We start from the raw sequence: 12350 nt of genomic DNA, 5'->3' as shown, positions 1-12350 counted from the left end.
GAGCGAACACTCGATCGAGCTGGCGACCCAAGCGTCTGGCCCAACTACTGACAAGCTTCATGCTCGCCAAAAAATCGACGAGCGCAGCCACTTTTCAGCTCACGCCCATATAGCGCCCAGGCTTGTGATTGAGGGCAATGATCAGGTTGAGCGCCACGGCGCCCAGCACCGATAGCCCGACCCGCTCGGGCGGCAGCACGAAGAGGGAAATCAGCATGATCAGCCCGTCGATGCCGAGCTGCACGTAGCCGGCGCGAAGACCGTAGCGCCCCTGCAAATATAGCGCCAGGATGTTGATGCCGCCGAGGCTGGTGCGGTGGCGAAACAGCACCAGCATGCCGATGCCGATCAGGCTGCCGCCCATCAGCGAGGCGTAGAGCGGATTGAGGCTGTCGAAGGCAACCCACTGGCCGGTCAGCTCGGAGAACAGCGACACCAGGGCGATGGCGCCGAAGGTGCGCAGGGTGAACGACCAGCCCATGCGCTTCACCGCCAGGTAGTAGAACGGTAGGTTGATCAGGAAGAACCATACGCCGAAGCGCCAGCCGGTTGCGTACTGCAGCAGGAAAGCCATGCCGGCGGTACTGCCGGTCAGCAGCAGCGCCTGGGTATAGAAGCTCACCCCGAGCGCGACGAACAGCGTGCCCACCAGCATGGCCATCACGTCCTCGTAAGGGCGATGGGGAGAGGTGGGCAGCTCTTGGAGATCCATGCACGATTCCTTGGGGCGGGTGGGAGTACCGAACGAGGCCGGATTCTAGCGGGTAAGACCCGCGAAATCATTGACCTCGCTCAGCGGCACACGAATCCTCCTCAGCCGCCCAGAGGTTCGGCATATTCCACCATCAGCTGCAGCGACTCCTGCCCTCGCCAGCGATTGCGATTCAGCCGGTAGGCACAGCGCAGCATGTCTCCCAGGCCGAAGGCAGGCAGCTCACCGGGCGTTAGGGCGCGAAACCAGATCGCCTTGAGACTCGTCGCCCCGGTGGAAAGATGCATGGAGAGGTGAGTACCGTCCGCGCCAACGGAGCGCATCGATTCGACCAGGAACTCACCATCGAATAGCGGCGCATCGAATTCGCGTCCGTAGGGGCCCAGCGCCTCGAGCTCGCCCAGCGTGGCCAGTTGGAACTGCGCGGGCGAAAGCGCCCCGTCGGTCAGCACGTGGGGATACAGCTCGACCCCATTCAACTGCTCCCCCACCACCTGCAGGAAAGCGGCTCGGAAGGTTTCCAACTGATCGACCGGCACGCCAACCCCGGCCGCGCCACGGTGTCCGCCGAAGCGTGGTAGTGCCTCCGGAACGAGTTCAAAGGTGCGCTGAAGCGCCTCACGCAGATGCAGCGCCTCGATGGAGCGCCCCGAACCGGTGAGCATACCGGGGGCCGCCGCCGGGGTCAGCACCAGCGCGGGACGGCCATAGGCCTGGACCAGACGCGAAGCGACGATGCCCTGCACGCCCGGGTGGCCGCTGTCGAGGAACACGACGAGCGCCGGCTGATCGGCTTCGAGCTGCGGCAAGGCCAGGGCACGGGCATCCTCCACCATCTCCGCCTCGATCGCCTTGCGTGACTGGTTGTCGTCATCCAGTGTCTGCAAGTGGCGTATCGCCGTGGCATCATCGGCTGCAAGCATGAAATGCAGCGCCGCGTAGGGGTCGTCGAGGCGTGAGCGAGCATTGATGCGCGGCCCCATCTGGAAGGCCAGGGTCTCGGCGGAGAACGGCACGCTGTCCTCCCCCAGGCGGGCCGCCATGGAGCGCCAACAGGCGGCCTCCATGCGATTGATGAGCGCCAGGCCGTGGCTGACCACGGCGCGGTTGGCCGGGCTCGCTCCCAGCGACACGCAATCGGCCACGGTGCCCAGTGCCACGTAGGAGAGCCAGGCGGAAAGCTTGGGCGTGGCCTCGGGCAACGCGCCCCACTCGACCAGCACGCTGCGCGCCAGCGACATCGTAAGCCACGCCACCATGCAACCGGCAATGGTGCGGTCGGGGTAGCCGCAGTCGTCTCGCGTCGGGTTGACGGTGGCATAGGCCGAGGCCGGCGGCCCTTCTATCGGCAGGGCATGGTGGTCGCTCACCACCACGTCGATGCCCGCAGCCTTGAGCCGGGCGATACGCGGCTCATCGGAGCTGCCGCAGTCAGCGGTGATCACCAGGCTCGGCCGCGGCGCCAGCTTCAGCGTACGCTCGACCAGCGGCAGGCTGATACCGTAGCCATCATGGATACGGTGACCAATCAGACTGTGCAGGCGTGATTCCGGCACGCCAAACAGTTCCACCAGGGTACGCCGGATGACCACGTGGGAAGTGATTCCGTCTACATCGTAGTCGGTGAGGATGCCGATATGCTCACCATCCACCACAGCCTGCGCGATACGCTCAGCGGCGCGACGTCCATCGGCCAGGCGCTCCGGATGCTCGAGATAGCGCAGGCTGGGCTGGGTCAGCGGTGCAAGCTCACCTTCGTAGTTGGCTAAACGACCGGCCAGCACGCGGGCCTGCAGCTCACTCAGCCCCTCGGCGCGAGCGCGGGCATACAGTGCCTCGTTGCGTGGGCGCAGCAGCAGCCGCGGCTTGAGTCGGGCGTGCAGATCGGGCGGCGCGGTCACGTCCAAGCGTGGCTCCTGTTGCAGCGAGAGGGGTTTAGGCATCTGCCACGCTCCGATTACGAGGCGCAGCGTTGTTGCTTGCAGCAAGACGGCGAAGGGCGCCGGGACAGCTTTCACAAAGCTCTGGCGTCATCGTCCACCGCTCGGGCTAGCCGGCGACAGGTCTACGAGGAGGCGCTGTGAACCCATCCCTGCGCGCTACTTTTGCCATCCATGGCAACAGACCTCCTCTTTGACCTGTCCCCTATGCCCTCGCTACCTTGGCGAGGTACCTTGCTGAACCCTACCGCCGATTTTCCGCCACGAACGCCTGCACCTTCGCCAGCTCCGCCGGCAGCACCGTGTAGCGCTCTTCGCGCTCCAGCAGGTCGTCCATGTGCGGCGGCAGCGGCACACCGGGGAAGCCCGCCTTGACCACCGCCTCGGCGAACTTGGCCGGGTGGGCCGTCGCCAGGGTGATCATCGGCGTCTCGGTGTCGGCCCGCACACGCTCGGCAGCACGGTAGCCGGTGGCGGTGTGCGGGTCGAGCAGCTCCTTGGTGCGGTGGTGCGCCTCGCGAATCACTTCGAGAATGGTGGCATCGTCGACGCTGTGGCTGGCGAACAGCGCCCGCAACTGCGTGAGCGGCGCCTCGGCCAGCGCCGTGGGCTCCTGCTGGAAGCGTTCGAGCAGCGCTGCCACGGCATGACCGTCGCGCTCGTAGGCCTCGAACAGCAGGCGCTCGAAGTTGGACGACACCACGATGTCCATCGAAGGCGCCAGGGTCGCCTTGAGTTCCTGCTTGGAAAAATCGTTGGCGGCGATGGTACGGTGCAGGATGTCGTTGGCGTTGGTGGCAATGATGAACTGTTTGACCGGCAACCCCATGCGATAGGCCATGTAGCCGGCAAAGACGTTGCCGAAATTGGCCGAGGGCACGCAGAAGCTGACCTGGCGGTGCGGTGCACCCAGCGCCACACCAGCGGCCACGTAGTAGACGATCTGGGCCATGATGCGTGCCCAGTTGATCGAATTCACTGCCACCAGGCGCGTGCCGTTCAGAAAGCCCTGGTCGGCGAAGCTCGCCTTGACCATGGCTTGGGCGTCGTCGAAGTTGCCCTCTATGGCTATGTTGAAGACGTTGTCGGCCAGCACTGAAGTCATCTGCCGACGCTGTACCTCGGAGACCCGGTTGTGCGGATGCAGGATGAAGATGTCGAGGTTGTCGCAGTGGCGGCATCCCTCGATCGCCGCCGAGCCGGTGTCGCCCGAGGTGGCACCCATGATGACCGCACGCTCGCCGCGCTTGGCCAGGAAGTGGTCGAGGATGCGACCGAGCAGTTGCAGTGCCACGTCCTTGAACGCCAGGGTGGGGCCGTGGAACAGCTCGAGCAGGAAGTGGTTGGCGTCGAGCTGGTTGAGCGGCACCACGGCATCGTGGCTGAAGGTGGCGTAGGCATCGCGCACGATGCCGCGGAACGTCTCGTCGTCGATCTCGCCGTTGACGAACGGCTTCATCACACGAAAGGCGATCTCGGCATAGGAGCACCCGGCCATGGACTCGAGCTCTTCGCGCGAGAGCTGGGGGATCTGTTCCGGCACGTAGAGCCCGCCGTCGCTGGCCATGCCGGTCAGCACGACCTCTTCGAAAGAGAGCGCAGGCGCCTGCCCGCGGGTACTGATGTAGCGCATGACTTACTCCTGCTCGTCCAGGGACTCCACGCGAATGCGTGTGACCGGCCCCGCGATATCGGCCATCGACTCGATATGGCGGATCGCCTCGTTCATCTGCTTCTCACGGCAGCGATGGGTCAGCAGGATGATCGGTACCAGTTCGCCTTCGGTGGCCTCTTTTTGCACCAGTGCCTCGATGGAGATGCCCTGCTCGGAGAGAATCGTCGCCACTCGTGCCAGCACCCCGGGACGATCTACCGCCAGCAACCTCAGGTAGCAAGCGGTGATGATGTCCTCCATGGGCAGGATCGGCAGGTTGCCTTCGTTCTCGTCGATGCCGCTGAAGGCCAGGTAAGGCACGCGGTAGTGGTGATCGGTAGTGATGTCACGGGCCACGTCGAGCAGGTCGGCGACCACCGCCGAGGCGGTAGGTTCGGAACCTGCGCCGGCACCGTAGTAGAGCGTCGGCCCCACGGCGTCGCCCATGATGGCGATGGCGTTCTTGACCCCGTGGACATTGGCCAGCAGGCGCTCCTTGGGAATCAGGGTCGGGTGTACGCGCAGCTCGAAGCCAGCATCGGTGCGCTTGGAAATCCCAAGGTGCTTGATCACGTAGCCCAGGTTGTCGGCCTGCTCGACGTCCTCGGCAGTCACCCGGGAAATGCCTTCGGTATAGGCCTTCTCGAACTGCAGCGGTACACCGTAGGCAATCGAGGCCAGGATGGTCAGCTTGTGGGCGGCGTCGATGCCCTCGACGTCGAAGGTAGGATCGGCTTCGGCGTAGCCCAGCGCCTGGGCTTCGGCGAGCACGTCCTCGAAGGCGCGACCCTCGCTGCGCATATGAGTGAGGATGTAGTTGCCGGTGCCGTTGATGATGCCGGCCAACCACTCGATACGGTTGGCGCCGAGCCCTTCACGCAGCGACTTGATCACCGGGATGCCGCCGGCCACGGCAGCCTCGAAAGCGACGATGACACCCTGCTCGTGAGCCGCCTTGAAGATCTCGTTGCCGTGCACCGCGATCAGGGCCTTGTTGGCGGTGACCACGTGCTTGCCGTTGGCGATGGCGGTGAGTACCAGCTCGCGAGCCACGTCATAGCCGCCGACCAGTTCGACCAGCACGTCGACATCGGGGTTACGGGCCACCTCGAAGATATCGTTGGTGGTCTTGATACCGGTGAGGTCGCACTCCGGGTTGGTGCTGCGCAGCGCCACCTGCTCGATGACGATCGGGCGGCCTGCACGCCGCGCAATCTCGTCGGCGTTGCGCGTCAGCACGTTGAAGGTACCGCCGCCGACGGTGCCCAGACCACAGATTCCCACTCTCACCGGTTTCAATGTCCTGCTCCCCAGATTGTGTCAATGTCCAGCGTTCAGATGCATTCGGCAGCTCATCGTCTGCCGTCGCTTATCACTCTGCCAGGCCGAGCATGTCGACAAGGCGCTCGGCGGGCACGTAGCCCGGCACCAGTTGCCCATCGGGCAGTATGATCGCAGGCGTACCCTGGACGCCCACGGCCATGCCCAGATGATACTGTTCCTCGACCGGATTGTCGCAGTCGGCGCTACCCGAAATCGTTTCCTGCCGCTTACCCGTGTTCATCGCCTCGCTGCGGTTTTCGGCACACCAGACCTGCTCGAGGATGCGAGCCCCCTGCGAGTCCATGCCGGCGCGCGGGAAGGCCAGGTAGTGCACCTCGATGCCCATCTCGTTGAGCGCCGGCACCTCTTCATGGAACTGGCGGCAATAGGGGCAGGTGGTATCGGTAAACACGACGAGCTGGGCGCGGCTGGCGCCGGTGCCGCGAAACACGACCCGCTCGCTCTCGGGTATCTGGGCAAGCTTCTCGGCGCGCTCCACGTTGCGCGACTGCTCGGTCAGGTTTGTCAATCCTGCTTCGCCATTCTCGTAGAGATCGCCGACCAGAAAATAGTTACCTTCGGCATCGCTGTAGAACGCCTCGCCGGTTTCCAGACGAACCTGATAGAAACCTTCCAGGGGCGTTTCGTGCACGCTGGCCACGGGCATTGGCTGGCCGTTGACCTTCAGTCGCTCGGCCAAGCGCTCGGCGCCATCGGCCAAAACGGCGGCGGGCAACAGGAGGGCGGCGAGAGGCACGGCCAGGGCGAACAGGGAGCCGGCAAGACGATGGGATAGCGCAATCATGATTCAGCCTCGAGGATGATGGTCGGCGTGCAGGGCTTCGAGTCGAGCCTGCGCAACGTGGGTATAGATCTGCGTGGTCGACAGGTCGCTGTGTCCGAGCAGCAGCTGTACGACACGCAAATTGGCCCCATGATTCAATAGATGCGTGGCGAATGCATGCCGCAGGGTATGCGGCGACAGCGGCCGTGTGATACCAGCCGTGCGTGCGTGCGTCTTGATCCGATGCCAGAAGGTCTGGCGCGTCATGCAATTGTCGCCACGCCCGGGAAACAGCGCCGGCCGCGTCACATCGCTTATCAGCCCACCACGCGCGCTGCGCATATAGCGCGTCAGCCAGTGTACGGCCTCTTCCCCCAGCGGGACCAGTCGATCCTTGTCACCCTTGCCGCGCACCCGCACCACGCCCTGGCGCAGATTGACGGCATCCACGCTGAGCCCCACCAGTTCCGATACACGCAGGCCGCAGCCGTAAAGCACTTCGAGCATGGCGCGGTCGCGCAACCCGATATCGGTGGCGAGGTCAGGCGCGGCCAGCAGGCGCTCCACCTCGTCCTCCTCGAGAGTATCCGGCAGATTGGGCCGCACCCGCGGCAGGCGCACCTCGGCCAGCGGATCGTGTGCGATGCGCCCTTCGGCCAGCGCCCAGCGATAGAAGCCGCGCAAGCTGGAGAGCAGCCGAGCATTGCTGCGCAGCTGATAGCCGGCGGCGCGACGCTCCTCGAGCCAGACCGGCAATAGCCCGCCGTCCGGCGCGATCAGGGCGCCGCCCGTCTCTGCCAGGTGTGCGGCCCAGGCCTCCAGGTCACGGCGGTAGGCCGCCAGGGTATGCTCGCTCGCCCCACGCTCGAGCCACAGGGTATCCAGGAAGGTCTCGATCAGGGCAAGGGATTGGGTGTCGCGCGTCATGTCATCGCCCAATATGACGAAGCCCCGCCCCGCATGAGCGGTGACGGGGCTTCCAGTCTGCGCAACGAATCGGACAACATCGCGATTCGCCCGGCAGGGTGTCTTACGACAGCTTTTCCTTGATACGTGCGGACTTGCCGCTGCGTTCACGGAGGTAGTACAGCTTGGCCTGGCGCACGTCACCGCGACGCTTGACTTCGATGGAGTCGACCAGCGGGCTGTAGGTCTGGAAGGTACGCTCGACGCCGACACCGTGGGAGATCTTGCGCACGGTGAAGGCGGAGTTCAGGCCGCGGTTACGCTTGCCGATCACCACGCCTTCGAAGGCCTGGAGACGCTCACGGTTGCCTTCCTTGACCTTGACCTGGACGACCACGGTGTCGCCCGGAGCGAAATCCGGCACCTGCTTGCTCATCTGCTCGGTTTCGAGCGCCTGGATCACCTTGTTTTTACTGCTCATGACACAACTCCTCGATATTCGGCACCGCCGCTTCCCAAGTACAGGGGCGGTGCGTGATCCCGGCGCCCGAGCCTGGCTCGAGAGCGCGGGAAGATGATGGGTGACGCAAGTCCGCGAGCTCAGAGCGAGCCAGCGTCCTGCACCTCCGCCTTGCCGGCGTATTCTTCGATGAACTCCTCGAGCAACTTGCGCTGCTCGGTGCTCAACGTCCTGCCTTCGAGCAGGTCGGGGCGCCTGAGCCAGGTCCGCCCCAGCGACTGCTTGAGCCGCCAGCGCCGAATCTCGCCGTGATGGCCGCTGAGCAGCACATCCGGCACCCGCCGCCCGTCGATCTCCTCGGGGCGCGTATAATGCGGGCAATCCAGCAGCCCCTCATTGAAGGAGTCCTCGACCGCGGAATCCTGATGCCCCAGCACGCCGGGAACCAGTCTTGCCGCGGCGTCGATCAGCACCATGGCCGGCAGCTCGCCGCCGCTGAGCACATAATCGCCGATCGACCACTCCTCATCGATGTCGCTCTCCACAATGCGCTCATCGATGCCTTCGTAGCGTCCGGCCACCACCACCAACGGGGGGCCGGAAGCCAGTTCACGTACGCCCTGCTGATCGAGCCTGCGCCCTTGGGGCGAGAGGTAGACCACGCGCGGACGCTGTCCTGTCACCTCGCTCGCCCTGTCGCGTGCAGCGTGGATGGCCGCTCGCAGGGTGTCGACCTTCATCAGCATGCCGGGACCGCCGCCGTAGGGTCGATCATCCACGGTGCGATGCCGATCGCTGGCATAGTCGCGCGGGCTCCAGAACTCCAGCGCCACCCGCCCCTGGCTGACAGCCCGCCCCGTGACGCCGTGCCGGCTGATGGCCTCGAACATCTCGGGAAAAAGCGACACGACCCCGACCCACATGCCCGGCGACCTGCTCGGCCCGGCATCCGCCTCGATAGTCAAAAGTCAGGATCCCAGTCGACGGCCATACGGCCACCCTCCAGATCCACCGCGACGATCACCTCGTCGGGCAGGAAGGGCAACAGGCGCTCCCGATCGTCGATGGTCGGTGGCGTCCCTTCGGGGTCGCCCTTGACCACCAGTACGTCGTTGGCGCCAGTCTCGAACAGGTAAGCGACGCGCCCCAGCACCACACCTTCACGGGTCACGACCGTGAGTCCTTCCAGTTGGTGCCAGTAATATTCGTTGCCGCCAAGCTCGGGAAGGTCGGCCTTGGGCAGCAGGATCTCGGCACCGGCCATCTGCTCGGCCGTTTCACGCGAGTCGACGCCCTCAAGCAGGACCACCAGACCCTTGCCTTGTCGCCGCCCCTGCTGCAGCCGATGACGCTTCAGGACATCGCCCTGCCTCAATACCCACTGCGGGTACTCAAGGATGCCATCCATCGGACTGGTGTGGGAGTAGACCTTGAGCCATCCCTTGACGCCGTAGGGGCTGGTCAGCTTGCCCAGCACCACATGCTCGTCGCGTTCGCTGCGTTCGGCCTGCTCGCTCATGATCTCACCGGGCATCACAGGCTCAGGCCTGCTTGCGGGCTTCCTTGACCAGCTCGGCCACACGGTCGGACAACTGTGCACCCTGGCCCTGCCAGTGAGCGATGCGGTCCAGGTCGACGCGCAGGCGCTCTTCCTGCCCACGGGCGATCGGATTGAAGAAGCCCAGACGCTCGATGAAACGGCCGTCGCGGGAGTTGCGTGAATCGGTCACGGTCAGGTGGTAGAAGGGACGCTTCTTGGCGCCACCACGTGCCAGACGAATGGTAACCATGGCGTTAACTGTCCTTCGGTTGAGGTTACGTTTACTACCGATATGCGCCGAGCCGGCTATTGGCCGGCTTTCTCGGCATTGCCAGGAAAGCGGGTCCGTGGACCCGCCTTCGCGTCATTCGGTCACTTTCTTTACAAGCGCTTCTTTACAAGCGTGCAGCCGGGCAGAGCCACGGTCCTGCCATGAAGACGCAGCATTCTACGGAAATCAGCCCGGCTTTGGAACCCTTTTATCGAGCTCGGCCGTCAGCGCCACGGGAAGCCACCGGGGCCGCCCATCCCGCCAGGGCCGCCAGGGCCACCGCCGCCCATCATGCCGGACATGCCGCGCATCATCTTTTGCATGCCGCCCTTCTTGCCCGCCTTCTTCATCATCTTCTGCATCTGCTTGTGCTGCTTGAGCAGTCGATTGAGATCGGGTACCTGCAGGCCGGCACCAGTGGCAATGCGACGCTTGCGCGAGCCATTGATGATCTCGGGCTTGCGTCGCTCTTGAGGCGTCATCGAGTTGATCAGCGCCTCGAGCTTGCCCAGCTCCTTCTCGGGCCCGGGGCCCTGGGCCATTTCGGCCATCTGCCCCATCCCCGGCAGCTTGCCGAGCAGGCCGCCCATGCCACCCATCTTCTTGAGCTGCTGGAGCTGGTCGCGGAAGTCCTCGAGATCGAAACCCTCGCCCTTCTTGACCTTCTTGGCCAACTGCTCGGCTTTCTTCTTGTCGACCGTGCGCTCGGCCTCCTCGATCAGCGACAGTACGTCGCCCATACCGAGGATGCGTGAGGCTACCCGATCCGGGTGGAAGGGCTCGAGCGCATCGACCTTCTCGCCCACGCCCATGAACTTGATCGGCTTGCCGGTGATGTGACGCACCGAGAGCGCCGCACCGCCACGGGCATCGCCGTCGGCCTTGGTCAGGATCACACCGGTCAGCGGCAGCGCCTCATGGAACGCCTTGGCCGTGTTGGCGGCGTCCTGCCCGGTCATGGCATCGACCACGAACAGGGTTTCCTGCGGCTGGCAGGCCCGATGCAGCTCGGCGATCTCGGCCATCATGGCCTCGTCGATCGCCAAGCGCCCGGCGGTATCGACGATCACGACATCGTGAAACTGTATCTTGGCGTGCTTGAGCGCCGCCTCGGCGATGGCAACCGGCTTCTGGTCGGAGCGCGACGGAAAAAAGTCGACGCCGACTTCGCTGGCCAGCGTCTCGAGCTGGTCGATGGCCGCCGGTCGATAGACGTCGGCGGACACCACCAGCACCTTCTTCTTTTCACGCTCCCTGAGGTAGCGCGCCAGCTTGGCCACCGAGGTGGTCTTGCCCGCCCCCTGCAGACCGGCCATCAGCACCACCGAAGGCGAGCCCTTGAGCGAAAGCCCTTCGTTGGCCTCGCCCATGGTCGCTTCCAGCTCCTGCTGGACGATCTTGACGAACTGTTGACCCGGCGAGAGGCTCTTTGACACCTCCTGCCCCACGGCACGCTCGCGCACCCGCTCGATGAAGTCCTTGACCACCGGCAGCGCGACATCGGCCTCGAGCAGTGCGCGACGCACCTCGCGCAGGGTGTCCTTGATGTTGTCCTCGGTCAGGCGCGCCTGGCCCTTGATGGACTTGAGCGTCTGGGAAAGCCGCTCGCTGAGGTTCTGGAACATAAGCCACTCCGGCTGTCAGGCTGTCGGCTCGGCGTCTCGAGAGGCACCTGCGGCGAAGCGTCACGCTTGCCGCAAATCGCGCTTCGCCCGGCGATGGAACAGCCCAGATAATGCGGTTGAAGAATCTGGGCGACATTATACGCCTTGCAGCGGCCAGTCTCCATGCATCCGGCCGCGTGTCACGGCTGTGCGCCGCAGCGAGGATTGGGTATAGTGGCCTCGGCAGATTCCATCCACCCTGAGATGTACAGACGCCGCCAGCGGCGTACGGGCGACAATCGATGCAGGCGCTTCCTCTGGCCATCATGGCTCTCATCCTTTACCTGGGCGCAGCTTCCTGGCAAGGGCTTGCGCTGCTTCGGCGCGTGCCGCAGCGCCCCGCCCTGGTTCGCGTCCTGGGCCTGCTGGGCCTGCTGTTCCATCTTCCCGTGACCTTCAAGCTGATCGATCAGAGCCCTGGCCTGATGCCCGGCCTTTCGACCAGTGCGGCGGTGCTGACCGCGATCATGGTCATCCTGCTACTCAGCGTCAGCCTGGCCAAGCCGGTCCTCAGCGTGGCCGTGGCCCTGTTTCCGGTATCCGGCCTGGCATTGCTGCTGGCGGTAGGCCTACCGAGCCCGGAGCGCACCGGTGGCATGACGCCGGGCATCGCCCTGCATGCCATGAGTTCAGCACTGGCCTTCGGCACACTATTCATCGCCGCTTGCCAGGCGGTTTTGCTGGGGCTTCAAAACCAGGCTCTGCGCCATCACCACACCCGCGGCGTGGTACAGGTGCTGCCCCCGCTGACCACCATGGAGCGGGTACTGTTCGAACTGATCTGGGCCGGCATGGCGCTGCTCACCCTGTCGATCTTCAGCGGCTTTCTGTTCGTCGAAAGCATGTTCGCCCAGCACTTGGCCCACAAGACGATCCTCTCCCTGGCAGCTTGGGTGATCTTTGCCACCCTGCTGATCAGTCATCATGTGCTTGGCTGGCGAGGCATGCGTGCCGTCCGCTGGACCCTGGGTGGCAGCGCGGTGCTGCTGCTGGCTTATTTCGGCAGTAAAATCGTGCTGGAAGTCATCCTCAACCGTACCTGAATCGGAAGTCGCCTTGACACTGACGAACCTAATCCCTACAAACGGGGGCTGAC

General features: G+C 64.6%; 12 protein-coding genes. 1 reads left to right on the top strand and 11 read right to left on the bottom strand.

Annotation, left to right across the window (positions count from 1 at the left end; genetic code table 11):
• Window positions 1-94: 94 nt before the first annotated feature.
• The 11 genes from HNO52_RS02350 to ffh all read right to left on the bottom strand — a co-directional run bounded on the left by HNO52_RS02350 (window position 95) and on the right by ffh (window position 11215).
• Complete coding sequence (locus tag HNO52_RS02350; protein ID WP_197567478.1) at window positions 95-712, bottom strand: YitT family protein; 618 nt, start codon at window positions 710-712, stop codon at window positions 95-97.
• A 101-nt stretch (window positions 713-813) separates the two neighbouring features.
• Window positions 814-2655 carry a single-stranded-DNA-specific exonuclease RecJ gene (locus HNO52_RS02345; RefSeq protein ID WP_197567477.1) on the bottom strand — a complete coding sequence of 614 codons (1842 nt, stop codon included), beginning with the start codon at window positions 2653-2655 and terminating at the stop codon, window positions 814-816.
• 241 nt (window positions 2656-2896) lie between these two features.
• Window positions 2897-4285, bottom strand: a complete 1389-nt coding sequence (gene thrC / locus HNO52_RS02340) for a threonine synthase (RefSeq protein ID WP_197567476.1) — start codon at window positions 4283-4285, stop codon at window positions 2897-2899.
• Between the two features lie 3 nt (window positions 4286-4288).
• Window positions 4289-5605: a homoserine dehydrogenase gene (locus HNO52_RS02335; protein ID WP_167120201.1), complete on the bottom strand. Its 1317-nt coding sequence runs from the start codon at window positions 5603-5605 to the stop codon at window positions 4289-4291.
• A 73-nt stretch (window positions 5606-5678) separates the two neighbouring features.
• Window positions 5679-6434: a DsbC family protein gene (locus tag HNO52_RS02330; protein WP_197567475.1), complete on the bottom strand. Its 756-nt coding sequence runs from the start codon at window positions 6432-6434 to the stop codon at window positions 5679-5681.
• A gap of 3 nt (window positions 6435-6437) precedes the next feature.
• Window positions 6438-7340: a site-specific tyrosine recombinase XerD gene (gene xerD / locus HNO52_RS02325; RefSeq protein WP_197567474.1), complete on the bottom strand. Its 903-nt coding sequence runs from the start codon at window positions 7338-7340 to the stop codon at window positions 6438-6440.
• Between the two features lie 103 nt (window positions 7341-7443).
• A complete protein-coding gene (gene rplS / locus HNO52_RS02320; RefSeq protein WP_167120196.1) occupies window positions 7444-7800 on the bottom strand; it encodes a 50S ribosomal protein L19 in 357 nt (118 codons plus the stop codon).
• 119 nt (window positions 7801-7919) lie between these two features.
• Window positions 7920-8702: a tRNA (guanosine(37)-N1)-methyltransferase TrmD gene (gene trmD / locus HNO52_RS02315; protein WP_197567473.1), complete on the bottom strand. Its 783-nt coding sequence runs from the start codon at window positions 8700-8702 to the stop codon at window positions 7920-7922.
• Between the two features lie 38 nt (window positions 8703-8740).
• Window positions 8741-9298, bottom strand: coding sequence for a ribosome maturation factor RimM (gene rimM, locus HNO52_RS02310; RefSeq protein WP_197567472.1), 558 nt, complete (start codon window positions 9296-9298; stop codon window positions 8741-8743).
• Window positions 9299-9320: 22 nt separating this feature from the next.
• A complete protein-coding gene (rpsP, locus tag HNO52_RS02305) occupies window positions 9321-9569 on the bottom strand; it encodes a 30S ribosomal protein S16 (protein WP_197567471.1) in 249 nt (82 codons plus the stop codon).
• A gap of 245 nt (window positions 9570-9814) precedes the next feature.
• Window positions 9815-11215, bottom strand: coding sequence for a signal recognition particle protein (ffh, locus tag HNO52_RS02300; protein WP_197567470.1), 1401 nt, complete (start codon window positions 11213-11215; stop codon window positions 9815-9817).
• Window positions 11216-11496: 281 nt separating this feature from the next.
• Between ffh and HNO52_RS02295 the strand changes: the two genes are divergently transcribed.
• Window positions 11497-12297 carry a cytochrome C assembly family protein gene (locus tag HNO52_RS02295; protein ID WP_197567469.1) on the top strand — a complete coding sequence of 267 codons (801 nt, stop codon included), beginning with the start codon at window positions 11497-11499 and terminating at the stop codon, window positions 12295-12297.
• Window positions 12298-12350 lie beyond the last annotated feature (53 nt).

Origin of the sequence: Halomonas sp. MCCC 1A13316 (genome assembly GCF_014931605.1) — a bacterium.
Classification (GTDB): domain Bacteria; phylum Pseudomonadota; class Gammaproteobacteria; order Pseudomonadales; family Halomonadaceae; genus Halomonas.
The sequence above is the reverse complement of the archived record's forward strand: the minus strand, read 5'-3'. Positions and strand labels throughout refer to the sequence as shown.